The organism is Rhizobium sp. HT1-10 (assembly GCF_049472505.1).
Lineage (GTDB): Bacteria > Pseudomonadota > Alphaproteobacteria > Rhizobiales > Rhizobiaceae > Rhizobium.
The window spans coordinates 452,401-477,260 of the sequence record NZ_JBCEBQ010000001.1 but is presented as its reverse complement, the minus strand read 5'-3'; the positions used below and the strand labels follow the sequence as shown (position 1 = coordinate 477,260).

Here is a 24,860-nt window from a genome sequence, read left to right as displayed (position 1 = left end):
CGCTCTGCGGCGTTCGCGCTTGCACGGGCTCAGGCTATAAGGACCAGCAACAGGATCAAAATGGGGAGTATCGACAGAGCGGCGAAGACGCTGCGCCGTCCGAAGCCGAACACGTCGACGAACATGAACAGCACGAGTTGCGGTATCATCAATATCAGGAAGCCCGACGCGAGCGAAGAGGCCGCCCCGCTCCAGTCGCGATCTTGCGGAAGCCGCAGCAATTGCGTCCGAACCCCAGAGGCCACGACAAGGACAAGCATGGCGATCGTAACGATGAGAAGCGACTTGAGACCGAATAGGTCCCGGCGCTTCCACCAGCCGATTGCCTTGACGGTGTAAAAGCTGACCAGCGGCAGACAGGCAGCGACAATCAGCAGCAGCCAACGCTCGAATGCACTGCGCCCGAACAGGTAAGGCGACTGATGTACTTGGAACAACCACGCCAGATGCGTAATCATCAAGACCAAAAGCAAAAAGGTCGCAGTCAGGATAATTGCAAAGAAGACACCCAGGGCGTCACTGTTTATAAACATCAGGCCATCATGCTCATCCGCCGTCAGTCCATGCTACCGCAGCGGCAGCGGCATGGAAAGCGCGGCGGACAGCCGGGCGGTTTAGCGCTTGCGGACGAACTCGGTGCGCAGCACGAGGCCCTTGATCGCATCGTGGCGGCAATCGATTTCTTCGGGATCGTCGGTCAGGCGGATCGACTTGATGACTGTGCCCTGCTTCAGGGTCTGGCCGGCGCCCTTGACCTTGAGGTCCTTGATCAGCGTCACGGAATCGCCGTCCTTCAGCACCGTACCGGAGGCGTCGCGTACCTCGACGGCACCGGCGGCACCGGCAGCCTTGATCTCCGAGGCCGGGCGCCAATCGCCGGTTGCTTCGTCATACACGTATTCGTCGTCGTCGGCTGCCATCGAAATCTACTCCTGATGAAAAGATTGCCGCTTATAGCAGTCGCGCGATCAATCGCAACAGAGCCCCCCGCATAGCGGGACGCGGGGCTCCCTCACCCGTCCTTCTTCGCATCGAACCGGGCGCGGGCCTCCTCGACCTCGGGCAGGTAATCGACCGTCCAGCCGTAGAGCGCCTGGAACGGCTGTTTCAGCGACTGGCCAAGCGGCGTGATGCTGTATTCGACGGCGACCGGCGACGTATCGATGACGCGCCGGGCGACGATGCCGTTGCGTTCCAGTCGTCGCAGACTCTGGGTCAGGGATTTCTGGGTGATGCCCTCGAGGCTGCGCCTGATCTCGTTGAAGCGCATCGGCCCATCGCAAAGGGCCGCCATCAGCAGCACCGACCATTTGTCGGCAACCTGCTCCAGCAGCAGCCGATGCGGACAATCGGCCACGCTCAGGACCTTCTGCTTGCGCGTCGCCTCTCCTGGCTCTGCAACCCGTTGCAGAAGCGCTTGCAGCTCGGACATGGTGGTTTCCCCTTGGCAACCTAGTGACCGGAAAGTGCCTTATTGACACTAGGTATCCAGAATATACTAATCCGCGATATCATCAACCCGGAGCCTCCCATGAGTTCGACAGACGTATCCTCCCTCTTCCAACCCTTCCGCATCAAGTCGCTGGATCTGAAAAACCGCATCGTGATGGCGCCGATGACGCGCTCGTTTTCGCCTGAAGGGGTGCCGGGCGACAACGTCACCGCCTATTACCGCCGCCGCGCCGAAAACGAGGTCGGGCTGATCCTCTCGGAAGGCACGGCAATCGACCGCCCGGCCGCCAAGAACGATCCGAACGTCCCGTTCTTTCACGGCGACGCGCCGCTGTCCGGCTGGAGCAATGTGATCGAGGCCGTCCACAAGGCCGGCGGCAAGATGGGGCCGCAGATCTGGCACGTGGGCGCCGTCAAGAGTTTCCAGACCGACTGGGTGCCGCCATCGCCGATCGAGAGCCCCTCGGGCCTGGAGGCGCCGAACGCCCCGCGCGGCGAGGCGATGAGCGACGAGACTATTGCCGACACCATCGCCGCCTACGCAAAGGCCGCGGCCGACAGCCAGCGCCTGGGCTTCGACACGCTGGAGATCCATGGCGCCCACGGATATCTTCTCGACCAGTTCTTCTGGGGCCTAACCAATGCCCGAGACGACCGCTTCGGCGGCCAGACGATCCAGGAGCGCTCGCGCTTCCCGGTCGAGGTGGTCAAGGCGATCCGCGCTGCCGTCGGGCCGGACTATCCGATCATCCTGCGTCTCAGCCAGTGGAAGCAGCAGGACTACAAGGCGCGCCTGGCCGAAACGCCTGATGAAATGGCCGCCTGGCTGGTGCCGCTGGTCGAGGCCGGCGTCGATGTGCTGCATTGCTCGCAGCGCCGCTTCTGGGAGCCGGAATTTGCCGAGATCGATGGCGACAATGGGCTGAACTTCGCCGGCTGGGCAAAGAAGCTCACCGGCGCCGCTACCATCAGCGTCGGCTCCGTCGGGCTATCAGGCGACTTCATCGCGGCGTTCGGCGGCGAAAGCTCAGCGCCGACCAGCCTTGCCAATCTCGTGCTGCGGATGGAGCGCGAGGAGTTCGACCTCATCGCCGTCGGCCGGGCACTGATCAGCGACCCCGCCTGGGCCGCCAAGGTCCATGCCGGCGACACGGCCGCCCTGAAGAACTTCAACGCCGCCGACCTCGGCCAGCTGGTCTAGTCTAAGGAATGTCCCTGCGCGACGGCGGCAATCATCGCCTTGCCGCCGTCAGCGCGAACAGTGCCCCCTGCGGATCGACGCACTGGACGATCCAGATATTGCCGGGCACTTCCATCGGCCCGAACACCACCTGACCGCCGGCCGCCCTCACCCGCTCACTTGCGGCATCGATGGCATCGACGTTGAAATAGAAGGTCCACAGCGGATACCGCATCGACGGGGGCCGGGTCATGATGCCGCCGAGGTCTTGACCGTCCAGCCCGAAAATCCGGTAGACGCCCCCATCCTTCATGTCCATCTCGCGATGAAGCTGCCAGCCGAACGCTTGTCGGTAGAAGGCAAACGCCCCCTCCGCATTCTCGGCGTAGAGCTCGCGCCAGCCGATATGGCCGGGTGTTCCCATCGGCGCTTCCGGTGGTGGATCGCCGCCGTCCGCCTGGAACAGGGCAAAGGTGGCGCCGTCGGGATCGCCGACGATGGCAAAGCGGCCGATGCCCGGAATATCCGCAGCTGCGCGGTGGACGACACCGCCGGCGATGACGATGTCAGCCGCCAGGGTGTCGACGTCGTCGACGGCGATATAGCCGAGCCATTGCGGCGGCATGCCCATGCTGCGGGCCGTCTGCGGCAGTTCCATGGTGCCGCTCACCGGGCGACCGGCGACCGTGAACATGGTGTAGTTCATGCCGACGACGCCGGAATCCTGGGTCTCCCAGCCGATGCCGCCACGGTAGAAGTCCGTGGCGGCATCGGTGTCGGTCGTCATCAGTTCGTACCAGATGAACCTGCCCTGCATGGGCGGGAACTGCTTCTTTTCGCCATGGCGCGTTTCCGGCCGGAGCGTGGTCTGATCCATTTCGATTGAAGACAATGTCGTATCCTCCATCTGTACAACATGAAAATGTGTGAAGCACGTGACCCGGATGAAAGGCGGCCCGCTTGTCGGGTCCCACCGGGCGTTCGGCCCAGACGAGCTGCAGCCGGCATTACAATCCTTGATCCAGGTCGTCGGTACAAAGTCTTGCTGCAGGACCGGCATTCAGCCCGCAGGCATGCACCCGCGATCGATGCAGCGCTGTCCGCTTCAAGCGTCTAGCCGTGGCAGCAGCTACCCGCCGCCGGCGTCTGCTCGTACTCGTCGTGCCGTCGGACAAAATCCATGGTCGATGTTTCGTTTCGCCCTTTGGGCGCGCGATCGAGGATCATCAGCGTGCCGATGAGATCTTCAGGGCCCCGGGCGTAGCTGGAATAGGTGTGGTAGACGGTGCCGCCCTCGTCGCGGAAGAAGGCGCTCAGCCCTGGCAGTTCGTCGTTTCCGTTTGCGGCGTCGATGGCGGTGAAATTGTAGTCGATCTTGTCCCCCGAAAGGTCGCTGTCGCGGAACGAGACGTGGAAATCGAATTTGAAGTCGCTGCCCGACGACGAGACCCAGGGGAAATACCAGCCCATGCGCTGGCGATAGGCTTCGATCTTTTCGAGCGGCGCCCGCGATACCGCCACCAGCGTCACATCGTGATGATTGAGATGGGTGAGCGTACCGTCGAGATGGTCGGCGAGGAACGAGCAGCCCGGACAGCCGGCATCCCAATCTGGCCCGAGCATGAAATGGTAGACGATCAGCTGACTGCGTCCATCGAACAGGTCGCCGAGGCTCTTGCGTCCGGTGGGCGTGTCGAAGTCGTAGGCGGCATCGACCTTCACCCAGGGCAGCGCCCGTCGTTCGGCGTTGAGCCTGTCGCGCAGGCGGGTGGCTTCTTTTTCCCTGGCAAGCAATGCGCGGCTGGCCTCAAGCCAGATGTCGCGGGATACGATCTGATTCATGTACGGCGCCCTCCCCGGCGTGTCATCAATCTCAGAACCGTCTCGATCATAACCGAAAGTGGATCAAACTCAACCGGCACCATTATAGCGGGCGCAGAAACCGCTATCGCCCTGGATCCAAAACGAAAAAAGCCCTCTCCCGATGGGAAAGGGCTTCTTCTGGAATGAATGCCGACCTTAGGCGACGGTGACAGGCACTTCCGTCGTGGTGCGCATGGCGTGGCTGTAGGGGCAGACGATGTGGGCGGCAGCCACCAGCTTTTCAGCCTCGGCCTTTTCAACGCCCGGAATGCTGACCGAGAGCGACACCTCGATGCCGAAGCCGCCGCCGTCTTCGCGCGGGCCGATGCCGACAGTCGCGGTGACCTTGGTGTCTTCCGGGATCTTGACCTTGTGCTGGCCGCCCACAAACTTCAGGGCGCCGAGGAAGCAGGCCGAATAACCGGCTGCAAACAGCTGCTCAGGATTGGTGCCGGTTGCGCCGTCGCCGCCCAGTTCCTTCGGAACGGTCAGCGTGACGTCGAGAACGCCGTTTTCGGAGACGGCATGGCCTGCGCGGCCGCCGGTTGCAGAGGCTTTGGTGGTGTAAAGAATAGGCATTTTGCGTTTCCTTTTCGGTTGGATGATTTTAGATATCGCAAAATCTAATTGTGCGCAATATATATTTGCGGACGAATTTGAAAAAGAATGTGCTACGGCGATTGTGCGAGAACGGAACGGCAGGACACGATGACGAAGCAGGCGAAGGAAGCGGCAATACCGGAAGAGGAAAAGCGGCTGGAACGACAGCTCTGCTTTGCCGTCTATGCGACAGCCCATGCCTTCACGCGGGCCTACAAGCCCATTCTCGATCGCGTCGGGCTGACCTATCCGCAATATCTGGTGATGCTGGTTTTGTGGGAAAAGACCCGGTTGCCGGTGAAAACCATCGGCGAGCAACTGGATCTGGATTCCGGCACGTTGTCGCCGCTATTGAAGCGGCTGGAGCACAATGGGCTAATTGTGCGGACCCGCGATCCGAAGGACGAACGCCAGGTGATCGTGTCGCTGAGCGAAAAGGGCGAGGCCATGAAAAGCGAGGTCGACGGCATCATGCAGGCCATCGGTCAGGCGCTCGGCTGCGGCATCGACGAAATGGGCGATCTGCGCGACCGCCTGCAGAAATTGCGGGCCAATCTGACCAAGTCAGACTGACCCGCCTTGTCAAAACCTATTACTGGATGACCATGATCGGTGCCTTTTCCGGCACGCGGTCGTAGACGTCGATGACGTCCTGGTTCAGCATGCGGATGCAGCCTGATGACACGGCCTTGCCGATCGAATGCCAGTCCGGATTGCCGTGCAGGCGGTAGAAGGTGTCCTGCTTGCCCTGGAAGATGTAGAGCGCGCGGGCGCCGAGCGGGTTTTTCAGGCCCGGACCCATGCCGCCGTTCTTGATCGAATACTTGACCAGCTCCGGCTGACGGGCAACCATTTCGTCCGGTGGGTTCCAACGCGGCCACTTCTGGCGCCACTGGATGACGCCGGTGCCCTGCCAGGCAAAGCCCTCGCGGCCGACGCCGATGCCGTAGCGCATGGCGGTGCCGCCATTTTCGGTGATGTAGAGGAAGCGCGTGCGGGTATCGACGACGACCATGCCGGCCGGCTGGCCGGTGTCATTGACGACGCGCTGGCGCCAGAATTTGGAGTCGATCTGCTGGTAGGGAATGGCCGGCAGCAGATAGCCATTGTCTTCCATGGCGGCATAGATGATCGCCGGATCGGGCTGTTCGCCGCGATAGCCGCCACCGCCGAGCCAGCCGTTGATCATCGGCATCGGATTGCGGTATTCGATCATCTGGCCACCGGGACCGGCCGAAGAGGCGCAGCCGGCCAGTGTGGATGCGGCGCCGATACCCGCGAAGGTCAAAAATTTGCGGCGTGATAGGGAAGAAGGCAGGTTCATTTGAAAGCGTCATTCCATGGTGCGGGGCGTCGGGCGGCGAAAACGACAAGATGCCGAATCAGTTCGCCGATTGAAGACCATTCAGGCTTAACAGGTCCTTAAACATGCCTTCTTCTCGCCGCTATAACGCTTATGCAACAGAGGCTAAAATTACGCCCTGAGGCGACTACATCACGACAATTTGCGAGTGAGCGGGGACGCGGTTGTAGAGGTCGATGACATCCTGGTTGAGCATGCGAACGCAGCCGGAGGACGTAGCCTTGCCGATCGACTGCCAGTCCGGCGTCCCGTGTACGCGGTAGAGCGTATCCTTGCCGTTGTTGTAGATGTAGAGCGCCCGTGCACCCAGCGGGTTGGTCGGCCCCGGATTCATGCCGCCACGCTCGGCCGAGATCGGCCGCATGTCGGGCTCGCGCGCCACCATCTCGGCCGGCGGCGTCCAGCGCGGCCATTTCTGCTTCCACTGAACGGAACCTCGTCCGGACCAGGCATAGCCTTCGCGGCCGAGGCCGACGCCATAGCGCATCGCCTTGCCGTTGGGCTCGATCAGATAGAGGAAGTAGTTCCTGGTATCGACGACGATGGTGCCCGGCCGCTCGGGAGACTGATAGCTGACCTCCTGACGCAGGAAGCGCGGGTCGATGCGCGTATAGGGCACCGCCGGCAGGGTGAAGTCGTCCTCGTGCTGCTGCGCGTACATGGCCTGGTGCACAGGGCTGGAGACCGGCAGGCCATAGGTCTGATGGAACTGAGTCTGGTAGAGATCGCGGACCTGCGGCACCGGCTGCACCGGCAGTCGCTTGACCTTTTCCGGATCGATGCCTTCGGGTCGATAGAAAACCGGCGCGGTTTCCTGCGCGAAACGATCCGGATCGGTAGCGCCGGTGTCGGGAATGATGCTGCAGCTCGACAGGGCGAGGCATGACACCGTCGAAACCAGCATCAGACGGGAGAGAAAAAAGGGATCAGCCATGACAGGGTACCGCGCAAGGAGAGTTAGGCCGCACCCTGTCAGCCACGGCTGGCGCGAAGCTGGTGTCCCGGATTTCCGATGAAGGCGCGACGGCGCTCCGTCACGACAGCACAGGCACCTCGGCTGGCCGAGGCGCCGCGCCTAGGCGGCGATGCCCTTGAAGAACTGGATGCTGCGGTCGATCTCGGCCGGCAGGGCGGAGAAATGGCCGCCGGGGAACATGTCGACATCGATATTGACATGGCCGGCGCGGGCCCGCTTGGCCAGCAATCCGAGGCGGGTGACGAAGTGCACCTCTTCCGAGCCGTGCATGAGCTTCATCGGGCACTTGAAGCTATGGGCATAGCAGACCGGCGAGCGCATCTGGAACTCGCGCGGGTTCTTGTCGTCGAAGCGGATGTCCTGCGGATAGCGGTTGAAGAAGGCGAAGGAATCCGGGTTGCCCGAGATCGGCGCTGCGGCGCGAAACCGGTGGGTCGACATCGCCGCCAGCATGGCCAGCGTGCCACCGATGCTGTGGCCGGCGAGGTACATCCGGTGCGGATCGACGCCCGGCATGTGGCGCAGTCGGTCGGAGGCGGCAAGCACGTCATCGACCTCGTCGTAGAAGCCGGAGAAATTGCCCTTCTGGCCGTTCTCGCCGCGCATCGTCGGGATCATCACCACATAGCCCGCGTCGATGTAGGGCTGCATCAGCTGCCAGTGGCCCTGGCCGATGGCGTTGCCGCCATGCAGGAACAGCACGGCCGGACGCGGCTTGCGCGTGCGCTCGTAACGCGACACCCAGGCCACCAGCTCGAGTTCGCCGCCATAGCCGCTGCGATAGAAGATCTGGTCGGCGGTCGGTGGCGCCACCAGCGGCTCGTATTTGTCCGGTGCCGGCCCCTTGTTGAGCAGCTTGGTACGGAACTTCTTGCGCTCGCGCTGGTAGTCACCGGCGAGCAACGGCGGCTCGTTGGCTGGCACGTCGGAGGTGGCAGGTGCAGGAGCACTGGCTTCCGTCGTCACAGGCACCGACGCTGCCGTCGTCATCGTCGTGGCACGGGACGCTATCGAAGCGGCGTGGGCGGTCATCGGCATCAGCAGGCTGGCGGCAAAACCGGTCAAAATGCTGCGGCGACCGGGGGAAAACTCAGATACGTCAGTCACGTCATGCTCCGTCTTGGTTCCCCCGCCAGCTTAAGTCTGCACAGGTTGGTAGTCGCAGCCAACTCACGTTGCGGTGAGGATTGGCATTGACGCTAATACTCGGCCGGTGGGGCTTTGGCGTCAATCATCGCCACCAGGGTTTCCAACCGATCGGCCTCGAAAGGCGGCTTTTCCTGGCGCAGGCGGGCGATCCGCGGAAAGCGCATGGCGACGCCCGATTTGTGGCGGCTGGACCGGTTGATGCCCTCGAAGGCAACCTCGACCACAAAGCCGAAATCCCTCTCCGCCCGTACAGAGCGCACAGGCCCGAAGCGCTCGACCGTGTTGTTGCGCACGAACTTGTCGAGCACCTCCAGCTCGGCATCGGTGAAACCGAAATAGGCCTTGCCGACCGGCACCAGTTGCTCGCCCTCGGAAGTCGTCGACCAGACGCCGAAGGTGAAATCGGAATAGTAGCTGGAGCGCTTGCCATGGCCGCGTTGGGCATACATCAGCACCGCATCGATATTGAACGGATTGCGCTTCCACTTGAACCAGGGGCCCTTGGCGCGGCCGGCCGTATAGGGGCTGTCGCGGCGCTTGATCATCACACCCTCGATGACCGGATCGGGCGGCTCGATGCGTAGCCGGTCGAGTTCGTCCCAATCGGTGAAATCGACCAGCGCCGACAGGTCGAAGCGGTCGTGCGGGGCGGTGTCGATGATCTCGGCGAGGCGATTGCGGCGCTCGATGAAGCCCCGGGCGCGGACATCCTCCTCGCCGTCGAACAAGAGGTCATAGGTCCGGATGAAGGCCGGATAATCGGCCAGCATCTGGGCGTTGACCGTCTTGCGGTTCAGCCGCTGCTGCAGGTCGGAAAAGGTCCGCGTCGGATTGTTCGAGCGGGCGGTGCCGCCGATCAGCAATTCGCCGTCGACCACGCCCTCGAAGGAGATGGCCTCGACGATATCGGGGAAAGCGCCTGAAATGTCGTCGCCGGAGCGGGAATAGAGTTTCGAGGTGGAGCCTGATCGCGACAGCTGTACGCGGATGCCGTCCCATTTCCATTCGGCAGCAAAATCCCGGGGGTCGAGGCCGTCGAGGTTGCCGGGTTCGACCGGGTTTGCCAGCATGACGGAGTGGAAGATGGCGGGCGTTGCCAGCAGCGGCCGCTCGCCCCTGCCCTCGAGCCACTGGAACAGCGTGACGTAGGGCGGCTCCAGCCCGTGCCACAGGGTCTCGATTTCGGTGACGTCCTTGCCAGAGAGTTCCGCCAGCGCCTGCTTGGCCAGCCGGGCCGAAACGCCGATGCGCATGGCGCCGGTGGCAAGCTTCAGGAAGGCGAAGCGGCCTGACGGGTCGAGGCGATCGAGCATGTCGCGCACGAAGCCGCGCACCTCGGTGCGACCGAGCGCATTCATGTCGGCGATGACCTCGCCCAGACCGGGCTGCACCGACGGCGCGCGGTCGATGTCGGCGTCGTTGTCCCAGACCAGCGAGATGGTTTCGGCGAGATCGCCGACATAGTCGTAGGAATAGCGAAACAGCACGGCGTCCATGCGCTCCAGCACCAGCTCGCGCAGCATGGCCGGCTTGACGTTGCGCACCTCCAGCGTGCCGGCAATCGCCGCGAGGCCGTAGCCGCGGTCGGGATCCGGCGTATCGCGGAAATAATCGGTCAGCAGCTTCAGCTTGCCGTTGCGGCTGGGGGTCAGCACCAGGCGGTCGAGGAGATCGGCGAAGGCTTTCATGGGTGGCTCCCGCAAGTAGGCGAGACATTGCCGGTGTGGCAGGAAGAGCCGCTCCAACGATCTCCCCCCTTGTGGGGGAGATGCCCGACAGGGCAGAGGGGGGTATGCGGCAGGTTCAGGATTTGCGGTGAGCTACCCCCCTCTGTCAGCTTCGCTGACATCTCCCCCACAAGGGGGGAGATCGGGCGCGTGCTGTAGCCTCCCGTGCCCAACGGGTGATCGCGATCCACCATCAATCCCCCTCGTCCTCATAGCCGACCAGATGCAGCGGCCTTGCCTTGATGCCCTGCAGCTCGCACCAGCGCACCAGCGCCTCCTCGCGGCCATGGGTCACCCAGACTTCCCTTGGCTGCAGCTCGGAAATGGTTTCCAGCAGCTCCGGCCAGTCGCAATGGTCCGAAATCACCAGCGGCAGCTCGACGCCGCGCTGCTTGGCGCGCTGGCGCACCATCATCCAGCCGGAGGCGAAGGCGGAGACCGGGTCGTGGAAGCGGCGCGCCCAGCGATCGGCGAAGGCCGAGGGCGGACCGACGACGACGGCGCCGTGGAAGGTGGTCTGATCGGCCCGGCTCTCGATGGTCGCCGGCCGGAGGTCGCCGAGCGCGATCCCTTGGCTTTCGTAATAGTCGCAGAGCCGCGTCAGGGCGCCGTGGATGTAGATCGGCGCGTCATAGCCGGCATCGCGCAGCAGGCGGATGACGCGCTGCGCCTTGCCCAGCGCATAGGCGCCGACCATGTGGGTACGATCGGGAAACTGTTTCAGCGAGGCGAGCAGGCGCCGCGTCTCGGCCATCGGGTCGGGATGGTGGAACACCGGCAGCGCGAAGGTCGCCTCGGTGATGAACACATCGCAGGGCACCGGGACATAGGCGGCACAAGTCGGATCCGGACGGCGCTTGTAGTCACCCGACACGACGATCCTGAGACCGTCCTTTTCGATGGCGATCTGGGCAGACCCCAGCACATGGCCGGCCGGATGGAAGCTGACGGTGATGCCGTTGACGACGATCTCCTCGCCGAATTCCGCCGCCTGTTCGCTGCCGGCAAAGGCTTCGCCATAGCGGATGCGCATGATGTCCAGCGTCTGGCGGGTGGCGAGCACATGGCCGTGCCCAGGCCGCGCATGATCCGAATGGCCATGGGTAATCAACGCCCTGTCGACCGGACGCACCGGGTCGACATAGAACCCGCCGATCGGGCAGAAAAGCCCTTCCGGGGCGGGGTAGAGCAACGCGTCTGGCTTCATAGGCGACAAGATAGCAACCGTTTGCCGGACGGCCAGAGGGCGGAGGCGTCTTGTTGAGAAATTACCGTGGGCCACGGGACCATCGTCACGGCGGAGGCACCGGGCCGGGCATTCTCCTTCCACCCAGCAAGCGGGTGCGGGTCGTGATCCTCGGCCTTGTGCCGAGGATCTGCCGGGCCGATCCAATCGGCGGGGTTGGATGCTCGGGACAGGCCCGAGCACGGAGTTGTTGGCAGGTCCGGTTTCCGCCCCTGACCGGGCTGCGAGGCGCCTTTCTCGTTCGACGCCTGCCTATGTCCCGAAACGATACAGGTTACGTGGCATAGTTCATGCTTGTTCATTCGTGGTGAACCAGCGAGACCTATCGACGAACTCACTTTTTGACGGAGAGGGTATTGGAAAAAAACTCTGTACGGATCGCCATGGCACAGGTCATGCCGGATGCGGATGTCGGTGCGGTCATCGCGTCCGCGGCCAAGCGCGATGCCGATCTGATCGTGTTTCCCGAGATGTTCTCCAATGGCTACAGTCGTTTCGATCCCGCCGACGAAGCGTCCCGGACCGCCTGGATCGATGCATCCATCGCTCTCGACAGCGAATACCTGACGCGGTTCCAAAAGGCGGCGCGCAGCGAAGGCATTGCGGTGGTGGCAACCTTTCTCGAGACCGGGGAAACCCGGCCCTTCAACTCTGCCGTCCTGATAGACCGGAGCGGCGAGATCGTGCTTCGCCAGAGAAAGCGGCATATCTGCCATTTCGACATTCCGGAGGAAGTCTGTGCTGCGGGCGATCATTCCGAGGTCGTGTCACTCCTGACGGCTGCTGGAGCGGTCAACGTCGGCATCATGATCTGCATGGACCGCGAATTTCCCGACGTCGCATCGGACCTTGTCCGGCTGGGGGCCGAAATCATTCTGGTCCCGAACAGCAGCCCGCTGGTGGATGATCCCGAGGTCGGCGACGTGCGCGTCGCTGGCGTGCGAGCCATGGCGTTCCAAGCGGTGGTCGGCATAGCCGTGGCGAACTATCCCGCGCCAAAGGACGACGGGCGGTCGTTTGCCGTCAGTCCGCTCGGGCGCGTTCTTTCCATGGCGGGAGAGCTTCCCGAAATCGCTGTCGCCGACTTCGATCTGGACATGATCCGGGCAACACAGGAGAAGGAGTGGTTCCGTCGTGAGCAATAGGCCGAGACTGCATTCCGTAGGGCAGGCTTGCCATGTCGAGGGAGGTCGTAACCTGAATTACCTATCTCCACGTGGCAGAGCATGATCTCCCGCCGTAAGTTGATTGCCGGGGCCGGCACGGGCTTCGCGAGTGTCGTGGTGGCGCCGCGCGGCTGGGCGTCGCCGCTTGCGAGGATCGCAACGTCTGATATGCGCGGCGCCATCGATGCGGTTGCTTACCGGGCGCCTGCCGCCACCGACGGGTCGAGCCGCAAGCTGCAGGCAATGATCGATGCGGCGGCGCGCAACAGGTCGCCGCTCATGCTGCCGGCGGGCAACTATACCGTCTCCAACCTGACGCTACCCGACAACACCCGGCTGATGGGCGTCGCCGGGGCTACGCGTCTTGTCTATGGCGGCGACGGCGCGTTCATGAAGGCCGAGAACGCCAAGCGTATCGAAATCTCCGATATCGTCATCGACGGCGCCAATCGCTGGCTGGCCGACGATGCCGGCGGCCTGCTGCATTTTACCGGCGTCGAGGAGGTTGAGCTCAGCCATTGCGAGATTGCCGGCAGTGCCAAGAACGGGCTGCATCTGGAGCGCTGTGGCGGCCGGATCGACGGCAACCGGATCTCCGGTGCTGCCGATGCCGGGCTTTATGCCGTCCAATCCAATGCGCTGACGGTGACCGGCAACCGCGTCGAGGATTGCGGCAATGGCGGCGTTCTCGTCCACCGCTGGCAGAAGGGCGAGGACGGCAGCGTGATATCAGGCAACCGTATCGCCCGGATCGCCGCACGCAACGGCGGCACCGGCGAGAACGGCAATGGCATCAACGTTTTTCGCGCCGGCAATGTGATGGTGACCAATAACCACATCGTCGATTGCGCCTTCACAGCCGTTCGCGCCAATTCCGCCTCCAACGTGCAGGTCAGCGGCAACCAGTGCCTGCGCTCCGGCGAGACGGCGATCTTTTGCGAATTCGAATTCGAGGGCGCTGTTGTGTCCGGCAATCTTGTCGATGGCGCATCGAACGGCATCGCGATTGCCAATTTCGACAAGGGCGGGCGGTTGGCGAGCGTCACCGGCAACGTCGTGCGCAACCTGTCGCTGACCGCCCCCTATGCCCAGGACGGCGGCTTCGGGATCGGCATCTCGGCCGAAGCCGATACGCTGATATCAGGCAATGTGATCGAGAATGCGCCGCTCTGGGGCATCAAGCTCGGCTGGGGCCCCTATATGCGCAACCTCGTCGCGTCGGGCAACATCGTCCGCCAGGCACCCGTTGGCTGCGCCGTCTCCGTTGCCGACGGCGCCGGTTCTGCTGTCATTTCGGACAATCTGTTCGAGGGGACGAGCAAGGGCGCCGTGGTCGCCTTCCTCTGGGACAAGGCAGCCTCGGGGGATTTGGTCGGCGGCAGCACCGCCTATCCCCATCTGACGATCGACCGCAACCGGCTTTCCTGACGCCGATCCATCAAAAGCTTTCATCGCTGATATCAGCAGGTGACGCTTCCCTCGCGGGATTGCGCCGGATAGTTTGTCGGGACAGGAAGCAACAGGAAATGGCCATGCTGACGATCTACGGCGTCTATCGCTCGCGCGCCTCTCGCACCTACTGGATGGCAAACGAGTTGGGCATCCCGTTCAGATCGGTGCCGGTCATCCAGGCCCGTCAATTGGACAACCCGATGGCGCCCGATGCGCCGATCAACACGATGTCGCCCGCCTTCCTCGCCATCAATCCGATGGGGCTGATCCCCAGCATCACCGACGGCGACTTTGTCATGCACGAGTCGCTCGCAATCAACCTTTATCTCGCCCGCAAGCATGGCGGGCCGCTCGCCGCCCAGACTGCCGAGGAGGACGGCCTCCTGTCGATGTGGACGATTTTCGCCGCCACGGAACTGGAGCCGCATTCGATCCGCCTGGTACAGACCTATGACCGCGGGGAAGAAAACAGCGAAGGCGGCAAGGCAACGATCACTGTTGCCTGCCGCTCGCTGAAGCGTCCGCTGGACGTGCTGGAAAAGCATCTCGCCAGCCATGACTACCTTGTCGGCGATCGCTTCACGGTCGCCGACCTCAATAGCGCCGAGGTGCTCCGCTATGCGCAGAGCGAGGCCGAGCTGTTCGACAGGCGGCCGGCGCTCAAAGCCTGGATAGAGCGCTGCCAGGCCCGCCCGGCCCATGTTGCGATGATGGCGACGCGGAGCGGCGAGCCGGGCTGAGCCTTAGGCCTTTTCGACCGCGAGCGCCCTCTGCACCGCCGCCCGTGCCTGCATCCGCTCGAAATGCGCCTTCACCTTCGGGAAGCGGTCCATCTCGACGCCGTCGCCCGGCAGCCAGCCGGCAAGGGTGAACAGGTAGCCATCGGCAACGGAGTATTCGCTGCCCATGACCCAAGGGCCGACCTGTAGCTGATCCTCGATGAGCACGAAGCTGTCGGCCATGGTCTGAGGCACCTTGGCCTTCATCGCCTCTATGGCGGAAGCATCGTCCGTCCAGCGGCTGCCCCGGCGCCCATGGGCGTGGTTCACGTGCACCGTCGAAGCGAGATAGGCATTGAAGGCCTGCATGCCTGCGAAAGCAAAGGAGTCCTCCAGTGGCGCCAGCCGCACGCGGCGGGTGATCTGGGCGATGTAGGCGAGGATCGCCGGCGTCTCGGTGATCGTGCCACGCTCAGTGACCAGAGCCGGCACACGCCCCTTGGGGTTGATCTTCAGATATTCCGGCGAGCGCTGCTCGCCCCTGGAGAAATCGACCCGGCGCGGCTTATAGTCGAGGCCGGCCTCCTCCAAGGCGATCAAGCTGGCAAGCGAGCAGGAGCCCGGCGAGTAATAGAAAGTCGTCATTCTGATTCTGCTCCCTTAGAAGGTCAGAATAAACGCGTTTTCCACCCCAACAAAGCCCATCGGATAGAAAAGACAGGAATAAGAGGGCGTCGTGCCCTCTTATCGTCTCAGCTGCAACCGGGGACATCTTCCAGCTGGGTCCAGACGGGTATGCCGCGCTCCCTGGCTATCCGGACGTCGTTGTCGGCTCCTTTCGAGGCGCCAGGCAGGCGGAGAACGCCCTCGCACAGCTGCAGCAGGCGGCCGGCCACCGGGTGGAAGATAGCCTCGTAGAGATCGTCGCCGACAGTCTTTCCGCCGGCTGCATGCCAGATCGGCAGCGCCACCCACTCGCCGATCATCGGGACATGTCCCGCTTCGAACAGGCGATGGGACGGCGCCTCCAGCCGCTTCAGGTTTTCCGCCATCTTCACCGGGTCGTCGTTGGTGCCCGAGCGATAGGGGCCGGCAATCAATATCAACATCTGTGTTTCTCCTGTCGCCTGATGCGACAATTTGCACGAATATCTTCATTTTGACTGGCATGTCGAGTCATTTGTCGTATATTGCGTATTATCACGTATTTTCATGCAGGAGCTATCATGCTGACCAGCCAACGCAAAGCGACGATCCAGGAAGTGTTGCGCCGCGAGGGACAGGTGATTGCCAAGCGGATGGCCGAGCAGATGGCCGTCTCGGAAGACACCGTCAGGCGCGACCTGCGGGAGATGGCGGCCGAGGGCCTGCTGAAGCGGGTCCATGGCGGGGCGATGCCACTGTCGCCGGAGCTGCCGGATTTCTCGGCGCGCCGGAGCCTGTCTTCAGAGGTGAAGCGGCGGCTCGGCGCTTACGCCGCCGGTATGGTGCGCAGCGGCCAGACCGTGTTTCTCGATGGCGGCACGACGAATGCGGAGATTGCCCGGCATCTGCCGAGGGATTTCGCCTTTACCGTCGTCACCCACAGCCCGACGATCGCCGGCGAACTCGAGCACCATCCATCCGCCGACATCATCCTGATCGGCGGCAGGCTCTACAAGCATTCGATGGTGGCGACCGGTGCCGTGGCGATGGCGGCGATCTCGATGATCCGCCCGGACATCTTCTTCCTAGGCGTTACCGCCGTCCATCCGGCGCGTGGGCTTTCGACCGGCGATCTCGAGGAAGCGGCCATCAAGCGCCATATCAGCCAGTGCTCGACCGAAACCTATGTGCTGGCTACGGCAGAAAAACTGGATGCGGCGTCGCCCTGCCAGATCCTGCCGCTAACGTCGATTTCGGGGATGGTGGTGCCGGGGGATGTCGCCGAAGAGCGCCTTCTGCCCTATCGCGACGCTGGCCTCGCCATCCATGCAGCTTGATGCGCTCATAGCTTCGAATGGGGCAAGCACGACGTAACCACGCGTCCAGCTTTAGCGTGCTGACAGAAGCCGTTGTGGAGATGGTGGGAAGCCGTAGCGGTCAAATCCCGCCCGGGCCTGAGCGAGACGGCGAAGCGCTCAAAGATTTGCAAGCCAATCCGGTGATTGGCTTGCAGTGTTACGATCAATAGGCAGACTTACTGCTTGTCGACAGTCTGGCTGTGACGATGGTGTAGCCTGGCATAAGTCGGCGCATCTGCATGCCGGGGCACTGCGGTTACGTCATTATGCTGGGTTTCCGGGTTTTCGCTCTGACCACCGATCGGCTCGTTGATACCGCCGGCCGCAAAAGCCGACGTTGCGAGGCAGGTGGAGAATGCTACTATAGCCGCTATCTTGTACATTGAGTGCTCCATTTCCGTTTGCGACACCCCCGTGACAATTAGCTTACGAACAATTGTCACAGTCAATCTGGCGGTAATCACGTTGAAGGGAGCGTGGTCCGGGTCGCGTTCATAAATTTGTTACTTTAGATATTTCTTTGCATATTCCGGCACATATCCGGTTCTCAGGCCAAGGTGGCCCTGATGTCGCCGACGTGGATGCCGTTCCAGTTGTGCATTGACTTGACGGCCATGGCGCCGAGTGCGGCATGGATCTCGCTGTCCTTCTCGAAGAAGCGGGCGAGAACAGCGGCGATCATCGCTTCGGCAGCGCGGCCGGTGCCGTCATCGCATTTGACCGCCATGGCGATGCCCTGCTCGGGGATCGCGGCGCAGAAGACGCCTTCGGCGCCGGTCTTGCAGAAGATCCGGCCTGGCGCGATGCGCATCAGTTCGGTGCAGGCACGGCCGGTGCCGGCGACATAGAAGGGTTCGGCCATGCAGGCATCGAACAGCCGGCGCGACGCCTTGGCACGCAGGGGACCAAGCCCCTGGCCGGTCGCCATCTTGGCAAAGCCGTGGGCAAGGCCGCGCAACGGCACGGCATAGGTCGGAATCGAGCAGCCATCGGTGCCGCAATTATCGTGGCCGAGCGGCGCGCCGGTGAGATCCTGCATGGTCTCGCGGATCTGCTGCTGCAGGGGATGATCGTAGCCGACATAGCCCTTGGGATCGACATCCTGGTGGCAGCAGGCACAGACGAAGCCGGCATGCTTGCCGGAGCAATTGTTGTGCAGCGCCGTCGGGTTCTCCATCGTGCGCGCCTGATGGATCAGCGTCTTCTGGTGCGACGACCAATGGGCGCCGCATTCCAGCGTCTCGACGCTACGCCCGGCGCGCTCAAGCATGGAGGCAGCCAGGGCCGCGTGCTCGTCCTCGCCATTGTGCGACGAGCAGGCCAGCGCCAGTTCCTTATCGCCAAAACCATAGGCATCCGCGGCGCCGCTTTCGACCAGCGGCAGCGCCTGCATCGCCTTGCAGGCCGAGCGCGGAAACACGCCGGCGTCGATATCGCCCATGGAATAGACCAGGCCGCCATCGCCATCGACGACAACGATGGAACCGCGATGCCGGCTCTCGACGAGCAAACCACGGGTGACTTCGACGGTGACGGGATTGGTCATGATGGGATCCAGTTTCAGAAGGTGTGACGCGGTGATAGCGCGTCAGATCACCCTTGCCAACAGCCATTGCGCGCTGGTCCGGCTGCCCGTCTTAAGGGAGGCAGCGGCTGAACTCAGGCCATGCGCAGCATGATCTTGCCGATATGGCTGCTGCTTTCCATCATCCTGTGCGCCTCGACCACGTCCTCGAAGGCGAAGGTGTGATGGATCAGCGGGGCGATGGTGCCCTTGTCCAGCAGCGGCCAGACCTGCGACAGCAGATCGTCGCGGATGGCGCGCTTTTCTTCCGCCGTGCGCGGCCGCATCGTCGAGCCGGTCACCGTCAGTCGCTTGACCATGATCGGCGCCAGATTGACCTTTTCGGCGACCGAACCGCTGAGGAAGGCGATGATCGACAGGCAGCCATCCTTGGCGAGAGCCGAAAGATTTTTCTCAAAATAGGCCGCACCGACCATGTCTAGGATGATGTCGACACCGGCCTCGGTCTCCGCCTTGATGACCTCGACGAAATCCTCGTCGCGATAATTGATCGCCCGCTTGGCCCCGAGCTTGACGCAAGCGTCGCATTTGTCCTTCGAGCCGGCCGTGGTGAAGACCTCGGCGCCGAAGGCGCGCGCCAGCTGGATCGCCGTGGTGCCGATGCCGCTCGAGCCGCCGTGGATGAGGACGCTCTCGCCTTCCGTCAGGCCGGCCATCTGGAACAGGTTGGCCCAGACGGTGAAATAGTTTTCCGGCAGGGCTGCGGCGCGCACGGCATCATAGCCGTTCGGGAAGCGCAGCGCCTGGGACGCGGGAATGGCGCAGTATTCGGCATAGGCACCGCCATTCGCCAGACCGCAGATCTTGTTGCCGATCGCAAAGTCGGTGACGCCAGGAGCGACGTCGACAACCTCGCCCGCCACTTCCAGTCCCAGGATCGGGCTCGCGTCCTTGGGTGCCGGGTAATTGCCCTGGCGCTGGGCGACATCGGGGCGATTGACGCCCACGGCCTCGACCCGCACCAGAACTTCGCCGGGCTTGAGGACCGGGAGCGGCTTGCGGGCGATGGTCATCACTTCGGGGCCGCCGAAGGAGGGCAGATCCACGCAGCGCATATCGGTTGGCAAGGTCATTTCGCTCTCCACCAGATCAGGAGAGACCCACATAGGTCAGCGACGCGGCAAAGAAAAGGCATGACGGCTGGGGGCGTCAAATGGTCTCGGAAAGTTGTTCGAAAACCAGTCCGACGCGACTTTCCTTGGCCTTCGTCTTCAGCCCGGCGATCCGCGTGCTGACGCTGCCCATCTCGTCGACGACGGTGCCGGCGGGCAGCTCGACCACACCGATCGAGCAGCGCATCAGCGGGAAGATGGTTTTGACGCCGCTGCGGTCGTGGCCGGTGATATAGCCGCGCGCGCGGTCGTCGGAGGGATAGAGGGCGGCGACATCATCGCTGAAATCGGCACGCAGGCGATCGAGCGTCTCGGTCAGCTCGTCCCGCGTCCCGCCGATGACGCCGACGAAGAAGTCGTCGCCGCCGACATGGCCGAGGAAGTGATTGCCGAGTAGGAAATGCCGGCGCATCAGCGCCGCGAAGAGCGAGATGGCGTGGTCGCCGATGTGGAAGCCATAGGCATCGTTGAAGGGTTTGAAGGCGTCGAAATCGCAATAGCAGAAATAGCGGACGTCATCGCCCTTGCTGGCGGCTGCCGTGTTCATGAAAGCGCGGATCGCATGGTTGCCCGGCAGGCCGGTCAGCGGGTTCTGGTCCTGCGCGGTCTTCAACTGCTTTTCGGTCATCGCCTTGACGAGCGAGGCAGCCGAGACGACGCCGGCATAGCGCATGTCCTCGACGACGACGAGGCAGCTGGCGTCGGCGACATCGGCAAAGATCCCCATGAGGTCATCCACCGTCGAGGTGATGCTGACAACGGGCGTCGGTTCCATGAAATGGGAAATGGTCCGCTCATAGGCCTTGTTCTTCAGGAGATCGCGGCCGAAAGGCTGGTAGATATAGGACTTCAGGCTGTATTCGTGAATGACGCCGCGCGGTTCGTTGTTGGCGTTCAACACCGGGAAGTAGGCCTGGCGGGGGTTGCGCCGGAAGAGTTCGAATACGGTGTCGATCGGATCGTTTTCGTAAACCGTCGGCAGGACTTCGATCTGCTTGCGGATAAGGATGTCGTCCAGCGATTGCGGCGCGGCGGGCGACAGGCGACTGTCGGGAAAGTTTTCGAGGCGTGGCTGCCAGCGGCTGACATCGGCCATCGGCCGGGCAATCAGCCAACCCTGCGCCATGTCGACGCCGAGATCGCGGCAGGCCGCAAGCTCCTCCTCAGTCTCGATGCCTTCGGCAATCACACGGGCACCAAGCATGTGTGCCATGGTGACGACGCTCTTTACGAAGTGCCGCTTGCGGAGCGTCCTGTCGGCGTCGCTGATGAAATGCCGGTCGATCTTGACGTAATCGACGACGTGATCGCAAAGCAGCCGCATCTCGGAGTGGCCGACGCCAAAATCGTCGATCGCCAGTTTAAAACCGCATTTGCGCATGTACGAGATCAGCGCCGCAAGTTGCGGATAGGCGCTGTTGTCGAAGCGCTCGGAGAATTCGAAGCAGACCGAAGACGGCAGGACACCGCGCGCTTTCAGCAACTCCAGCAGACCTTCGACCAGCAACAGCCCATCCGGAATGAGGCGCGCGTCGAGATTGAGGAACAAAGTCGCCTGGGCGCGGTTTGGCAGGGCAGCGAAGGCGCCGAGCGCCAGGCGCTCCATCATCTGCTCGAGCCCGAACAACTGCCCCGTGCTCTCGGCTTCATCGAGGGCTGCCAGCGGATCGGAGAAGCCCACCTTGTCGTGGCCCCGCATCAGCGCTTCGTAGCCGAAGACGTTTCCGGTGTTGATATCGATGATAGGCTGGAAGGCGGTCTCGATCAGCGTCCAGCGAGAAGCATCGAAGGCATGGCGTCCTACCGCCATCTTCTTTATCGGACTACCCGACATGCTCGTCTCCACTGTGGCCCCATTCGCTGGCGTGAAGATGGTCGCCAACTCTCAACAAAAGCTTTCCGGGTTGTGAAGTTTTGATGACAATAACTGACCTTGCAGCGGATTGCCGGATCGCTACCAACCTGCGGGATAGATTAGCTTTTTGGCGTTAACGCGGAGGCTTCAATTGCGTGTACGCTTCTCCGCTTCGTGTTCCGCGAGCATGTCTGCGACCGGAGGGCCTTCCCGGTTTTCGCCAGGGGCCAGCCGTGACGTCAGTGGCCTCGCCTGGTAGCCGTGCGATCCCTTGCGAGCGGCATCCCACATGCGCAGAGCGTCGCGCACGACCTCGCTGCTCGATGCATATTTGCCGCTGTCGATGGCAGCGCGGATGCTGGCGACCTGCATGGGAGAGATGGAAACCGTGACCATGGGCATGACATTGCCTTTCCGTTCGTGGCTGGTCGGAACGCACCAGAGAGTTCATACGCATCACGCATGCGACCGGCCGCCGTCATGGCGGTTCGTCGAAGAGGCCGGGTTTACGCCGACCGTTGCTCATTGGTAGACCTGCGCCAGGACCTTGTCAAAACGGGGAACGAATGGGCGATTTCTTCTAGTTCAGCGGCGAAGGGCGAGACCGAAGGCGATCAGCGTCCAGCCCTGAAACAGGAGATCGATGGCAAGAAACAAGCCCAGGATCCACAGGCTGTTGATCGGCCAACCGAGCGCAATGATGAAGCCGGCGAGCATGGTGACGATGCCGCTCAAGAGGATGAAGGCCCAACCCTTGGCAGGCTTCATCCTCCGCCCGATCCAGATGCGCAACACGCCGGCAATCACCAAGGCGATGGAGAGCATCAGCGTGAAGGCGGCCGATGCCAGGACAGGGTTCATGAAGGCAAAAATGCCGGCCAGCGTATAGAGGATGCCGCTGACGACCCAGGGAAACACGTGATCCCAGCCGCGCAACTGAAACGCATGGACGAGATAGATGGCGCCGCCGAACAGCATCAGCATGCCGATATAGTAGACGGAAACGACGGTGGCGACGAACAGGTTGCCGAAGGCGATACCGCTCAACAGCAGCAGGAGGACGCCGAGACCGACGAACCACCCCCACTTAGCGCGGGCGGTTGAGTGCGGAAGTTCATTGATACCGAAGACCATGACGACACCCCTCCTGTTGATAGCGACATAGCGCACAGAACCCTAACTTGAAGCCCCCGGGGCCGGACTGATCGAAATCAATCCCGCGGGCGTCGATTTTCGTTGATTGATGGCTCAATCAAAAATACGATGCCGCCATCAGGAGATCTCGATGCCGAAAGTCGGAATGGAGCCGGTGCGCCGCAAGGCGCTCGTCAATGCCGCCCTCAGGGTGATCGGCGATCACGGATCGCTTGCTGTCACCATGTCCGAAATCGCCCGGGAGGCCGGTGTCTCGGCAGCGCTTGCCCACCATTATTTCGGCAGCAAGGAGCGCCTGCTGCAGGAAACCATCCGCTCCCTCCTACGCCAGCTGCGCAACGACACGGTGACAGCCCTTGCGGCAGCGTCGGCCCATCGCGAGAAATTGTCGGCGCTGATCCGCGTCAGCTTCCAGGCCGAACAGTTCGCGCCGGAAACGATTGCCGCCTGGCTCGCCTTCTATGCCGAGGCGCAGCGCTCCGAGGAGACCCGTCGCTTCCTGGTGATCTATGCGCGCCGGCTGCGCTCGAACCTCATTGCCAACCTCAGGCCGCTTTGCGCCGCCGATGACGCGGAACGCATCGCCGAGGGCGCGGCTGCGATGATCGACGGACTTTATATCCGGCAAAGTCTGCGCTCGGTGCCGACAGGGATTGAAGCCTCGATCGCGCTGACGGAAGATTACATCACCACCCAGCTGACAGCCCTTGCCGAAGGACCGACCCCGTGACCGAGACCAAGCCGAATATCCTCATCATCATGGTCGACCAGCTGAACGGAAAGCTCTTTCCGGACGGGCCGGCGGATTTTCTGCATGCGCCGCATCTGAAGGCGCTCGCCGCCCGCTCGGCGCGCTTTCGCAACAACTACACCTCGTCGCCGCTCTGTGCCCCTGCCCGCGCCTCCTTCATGGCCGGCCAGTTGCCGAGCCGTACGCGGGTCTACGACAATGCCGCCGAGTACATCTCGTCGATCCCGACCTATGCCCACCACCTCAGGCGCGCCGGCTACTACACGGCGCTGTCCGGCAAGATGCATTTCGTCGGGCCCGACCAGCTGCACGGCTTCGAGGAGCGACTGACAACCGACATCTATCCGGCCGATTTCGGCTGGACGCCGGATTACCGCAAGCCTGGCGAGCGGATCGACTGGTGGTATCACAACCTCGGCTCGGTCACCGGCGCCGGCGTCGCCGAGATCACCAACCAGATGGAATATGACGACGAGGTGGCGTTTCTGGCCAACCAGAAGCTGTTCCACCTCAGCCGCGAGAACGACGACGCGGATCGTCGGCCGTGGTGCCTCACCGTGTCCTTCACCCATCCGCACGACCCCTATGTGGCGCGCCGGAAATTCTGGGACCTTTATGAGGGCTGCGACCAGCTGATGCCCGAGGTCGGCATGCTGCCGGACGAAGAGCAGGACCCCCATTCGAAACGCATCATTCACTCCTGCGACTACAAGAATTTCGAGGTCACGGACGCGCATATCAGACGCTCCCGCCAGGCTTATTTCGCCAATATTTCCTATCTCGACGAGAAAGTCGGCGAATTGATCGACACGCTGACGCGCACGCGGATGCTGGACAACACCTTCATCCTGTTCTGCTCTGATCACGGCGACATGCTCGGCGAGCGCGGGTTGTGGTTCAAGATGAACTTCTTCGAGGGGTCCGCCCGGGTGCCGCTGATGGTGGCCGGCCCCGGCGTTGAGCCCGGCCTGCATCTAGCCCCCACCTCCAATCTCGACGTGACCCCGACGATGGCCGAGCTGGTCGGCATCTCGATGGACGACATCGAGCCCTGGACGGATGGCATGAGCCTGGTGCCCTTGATCAACGGCGCGGAGCGTACCGAGCCGGTGCTGATGGAATATGCCGCCGAGGGCTCCTATGCGCCGCTCGTCTGCATCCGCGAGGGCAAGTGGAAATACATCCACTGCATGCTCGACCCCGACCTGCTGTATGATCTCGAGGCCGACCCGCTGGAACTCACCAATCTGGCCGACGACCCGGATTTCGAGGAGGTCGTCGCCCTGTTCCGGCGCAAGCGCGAGGAGCGCTGGGACATGGGCGCCTTCGACGCCGCCGTGCGCGAAAGCCAGGCGCGGCGCTGGGTTGTCTACGAGGCGTTGCGCAACGGCTCCTATTATCCCTGGGACTACCAGCCGCTGCAGAAGGCCTCGGAGCGCTACATGCGCAACCACATGAACCTCGACACCCTGGAAGAATCCAAACGCTATCCGCGCGGAGAATAAG

Annotated in this window: 27 protein-coding genes; 8 read left to right on the top strand and 19 right to left on the bottom strand. The window is 62.7% G+C overall.

Annotation, left to right across the window (positions count from 1 at the left end):
- Window positions 1–29: 29 nt before the first annotated feature.
- From VH564_RS02340 to VH564_RS02330, 3 genes are all read right to left on the bottom strand, one after another.
- The gene (locus tag VH564_RS02340) at window positions 30–533 is read right to left on the bottom strand and encodes a hypothetical protein (protein ID WP_423338211.1); all 504 of its coding nucleotides are present in this window, start codon (window positions 531–533) and stop codon (window positions 30–32) included.
- 81 nt (window positions 534–614) lie between these two features.
- Window positions 615–920, bottom strand: a complete 306-nt coding sequence (locus tag VH564_RS02335) for an alkylphosphonate utilization protein (RefSeq protein ID WP_423338210.1) — start codon at window positions 918–920, stop codon at window positions 615–617.
- 92 nt (window positions 921–1,012) lie between these two features.
- The gene (locus VH564_RS02330; RefSeq protein WP_423338209.1) at window positions 1,013–1,432 is read right to left on the bottom strand and encodes a winged helix-turn-helix transcriptional regulator; all 420 of its coding nucleotides are present in this window, start codon (window positions 1,430–1,432) and stop codon (window positions 1,013–1,015) included.
- 99 nt (window positions 1,433–1,531) lie between these two features.
- On the opposite strand from VH564_RS02330, the gene VH564_RS02325 reads away from it, so the two are divergent.
- Window positions 1,532–2,653 (top strand): NADH:flavin oxidoreductase, encoded by a 1,122-nt coding sequence (locus tag VH564_RS02325; RefSeq protein ID WP_423338208.1) that lies wholly within the window; start codon window positions 1,532–1,534, stop codon window positions 2,651–2,653.
- Between the two features lie 31 nt (window positions 2,654–2,684).
- Here VH564_RS02325 and VH564_RS02320 read toward each other — a convergent pair whose 3' ends face one another.
- The 3 genes from VH564_RS02320 to VH564_RS02310 form a co-directional block, all read right to left on the bottom strand.
- Entirely contained in the window at window positions 2,685–3,449 is a 765-nt protein-coding gene (locus VH564_RS02320; protein WP_423338718.1) for a VOC family protein, read from the bottom strand.
- A 296-nt stretch (window positions 3,450–3,745) separates the two neighbouring features.
- The gene (locus tag VH564_RS02315) at window positions 3,746–4,474 is read right to left on the bottom strand and encodes a DUF899 domain-containing protein (protein WP_423338207.1); all 729 of its coding nucleotides are present in this window, start codon (window positions 4,472–4,474) and stop codon (window positions 3,746–3,748) included.
- Window positions 4,475–4,651: 177 nt separating this feature from the next.
- Window positions 4,652–5,074, bottom strand: a complete 423-nt coding sequence (locus VH564_RS02310) for an organic hydroperoxide resistance protein (protein ID WP_423338206.1) — start codon at window positions 5,072–5,074, stop codon at window positions 4,652–4,654.
- Between the two features lie 129 nt (window positions 5,075–5,203).
- Between VH564_RS02310 and VH564_RS02305 the strand changes: the two genes are divergently transcribed.
- Window positions 5,204–5,668 carry a MarR family winged helix-turn-helix transcriptional regulator gene (locus VH564_RS02305; protein ID WP_423338205.1) on the top strand — a complete coding sequence of 155 codons (465 nt, stop codon included), beginning with the start codon at window positions 5,204–5,206 and terminating at the stop codon, window positions 5,666–5,668.
- A gap of 19 nt (window positions 5,669–5,687) precedes the next feature.
- Here VH564_RS02305 and VH564_RS02300 read toward each other — a convergent pair whose 3' ends face one another.
- The 5 genes from VH564_RS02300 to VH564_RS02280 form a co-directional block, all read right to left on the bottom strand.
- The gene (locus tag VH564_RS02300) at window positions 5,688–6,419 is read right to left on the bottom strand and encodes a L,D-transpeptidase (protein ID WP_423338204.1); all 732 of its coding nucleotides are present in this window, start codon (window positions 6,417–6,419) and stop codon (window positions 5,688–5,690) included.
- Window positions 6,420–6,585: 166 nt separating this feature from the next.
- Entirely contained in the window at window positions 6,586–7,392 is an 807-nt protein-coding gene (locus VH564_RS02295; protein ID WP_423338203.1) for a L,D-transpeptidase, read from the bottom strand.
- A gap of 141 nt (window positions 7,393–7,533) precedes the next feature.
- Window positions 7,534–8,472, bottom strand: a complete 939-nt coding sequence (locus VH564_RS02290) for an alpha/beta hydrolase family protein (RefSeq protein ID WP_423338717.1) — start codon at window positions 8,470–8,472, stop codon at window positions 7,534–7,536.
- A gap of 161 nt (window positions 8,473–8,633) precedes the next feature.
- Window positions 8,634–10,271, bottom strand: a complete 1,638-nt coding sequence (locus VH564_RS02285; RefSeq protein WP_423338202.1) for a cisplatin damage response ATP-dependent DNA ligase — start codon at window positions 10,269–10,271, stop codon at window positions 8,634–8,636.
- Between the two features lie 232 nt (window positions 10,272–10,503).
- Window positions 10,504–11,517 (bottom strand): ligase-associated DNA damage response exonuclease, encoded by a 1,014-nt coding sequence (locus VH564_RS02280; RefSeq protein WP_423338716.1) that lies wholly within the window; start codon window positions 11,515–11,517, stop codon window positions 10,504–10,506.
- 395 nt (window positions 11,518–11,912) lie between these two features.
- On the opposite strand from VH564_RS02280, the gene VH564_RS02275 reads away from it, so the two are divergent.
- The 3 genes from VH564_RS02275 (at window position 11,913) to VH564_RS02265 (ending at window position 14,914) form a co-directional block, all read left to right on the top strand.
- On the top strand, window positions 11,913–12,701 hold the full coding sequence (locus VH564_RS02275) for a carbon-nitrogen hydrolase family protein (protein WP_423338201.1): 789 nt from the start codon (window positions 11,913–11,915) through the stop codon (window positions 12,699–12,701).
- 81 nt (window positions 12,702–12,782) lie between these two features.
- Entirely contained in the window at window positions 12,783–14,150 is a 1,368-nt protein-coding gene (locus VH564_RS02270) for a TIGR03808 family TAT-translocated repetitive protein (protein WP_423338200.1), read from the top strand.
- Between the two features lie 104 nt (window positions 14,151–14,254).
- Window positions 14,255–14,914 carry a glutathione S-transferase family protein gene (locus tag VH564_RS02265; protein WP_423338199.1) on the top strand — a complete coding sequence of 220 codons (660 nt, stop codon included), beginning with the start codon at window positions 14,255–14,257 and terminating at the stop codon, window positions 14,912–14,914.
- 3 nt (window positions 14,915–14,917) lie between these two features.
- Here the strand turns inward: VH564_RS02265 and VH564_RS02260 are convergent, their stop codons facing one another.
- Both VH564_RS02260 and VH564_RS02255 read right to left on the bottom strand, forming a co-directional pair.
- Window positions 14,918–15,538 (bottom strand): glutathione S-transferase family protein, encoded by a 621-nt coding sequence (locus VH564_RS02260; protein WP_423338198.1) that lies wholly within the window; start codon window positions 15,536–15,538, stop codon window positions 14,918–14,920.
- 107 nt (window positions 15,539–15,645) lie between these two features.
- Window positions 15,646–16,002, bottom strand: coding sequence for a DUF4406 domain-containing protein (locus tag VH564_RS02255; RefSeq protein WP_423338197.1), 357 nt, complete (start codon window positions 16,000–16,002; stop codon window positions 15,646–15,648).
- 117 nt (window positions 16,003–16,119) lie between these two features.
- Here VH564_RS02255 and VH564_RS02250 point away from each other — a divergent pair, with 117 nt between their 5' ends.
- Window positions 16,120–16,875 (top strand): DeoR/GlpR family DNA-binding transcription regulator, encoded by a 756-nt coding sequence (locus VH564_RS02250; protein ID WP_423338196.1) that lies wholly within the window; start codon window positions 16,120–16,122, stop codon window positions 16,873–16,875.
- Between the two features lie 197 nt (window positions 16,876–17,072).
- Here the strand turns inward: VH564_RS02250 and VH564_RS02245 are convergent, their stop codons facing one another.
- The 6 genes from VH564_RS02245 to VH564_RS02220 form a co-directional block, all read right to left on the bottom strand.
- Window positions 17,073–17,279, bottom strand: a complete 207-nt coding sequence (locus VH564_RS02245) for a hypothetical protein (RefSeq protein WP_423338195.1) — start codon at window positions 17,277–17,279, stop codon at window positions 17,073–17,075.
- A gap of 164 nt (window positions 17,280–17,443) precedes the next feature.
- A complete protein-coding gene (locus VH564_RS02240) occupies window positions 17,444–18,442 on the bottom strand; it encodes an asparaginase (protein WP_423338194.1) in 999 nt (332 codons plus the stop codon).
- Between the two features lie 113 nt (window positions 18,443–18,555).
- Window positions 18,556–19,554 (bottom strand): NAD(P)H-quinone oxidoreductase, encoded by a 999-nt coding sequence (locus VH564_RS02235; RefSeq protein WP_423338193.1) that lies wholly within the window; start codon window positions 19,552–19,554, stop codon window positions 18,556–18,558.
- Between the two features lie 76 nt (window positions 19,555–19,630).
- Entirely contained in the window at window positions 19,631–21,403 is a 1,773-nt protein-coding gene (locus VH564_RS02230) for an EAL domain-containing protein (protein ID WP_423338715.1), read from the bottom strand.
- A gap of 192 nt (window positions 21,404–21,595) precedes the next feature.
- A complete protein-coding gene (locus VH564_RS02225; RefSeq protein ID WP_423338192.1) occupies window positions 21,596–21,850 on the bottom strand; it encodes a ribbon-helix-helix domain-containing protein in 255 nt (84 codons plus the stop codon).
- Between the two features lie 183 nt (window positions 21,851–22,033).
- Window positions 22,034–22,582, bottom strand: a complete 549-nt coding sequence (locus tag VH564_RS02220) for an HdeD family acid-resistance protein (RefSeq protein WP_423338191.1) — start codon at window positions 22,580–22,582, stop codon at window positions 22,034–22,036.
- A 151-nt stretch (window positions 22,583–22,733) separates the two neighbouring features.
- Here VH564_RS02220 and betI point away from each other — a divergent pair, with 151 nt between their 5' ends.
- Both betI and betC read left to right on the top strand, forming a co-directional pair.
- Window positions 22,734–23,333 carry a transcriptional regulator BetI gene (betI, locus tag VH564_RS02215; protein WP_423338190.1) on the top strand — a complete coding sequence of 200 codons (600 nt, stop codon included), beginning with the start codon at window positions 22,734–22,736 and terminating at the stop codon, window positions 23,331–23,333.
- Window positions 23,330–24,859, top strand: a complete 1,530-nt coding sequence (gene betC / locus VH564_RS02210; RefSeq protein WP_423338189.1) for a choline-sulfatase — start codon at window positions 23,330–23,332, stop codon at window positions 24,857–24,859. Before betI ends, betC begins: the two co-directional genes overlap by 4 nt.
- Window position 24,860 lies beyond the last annotated feature (1 nt).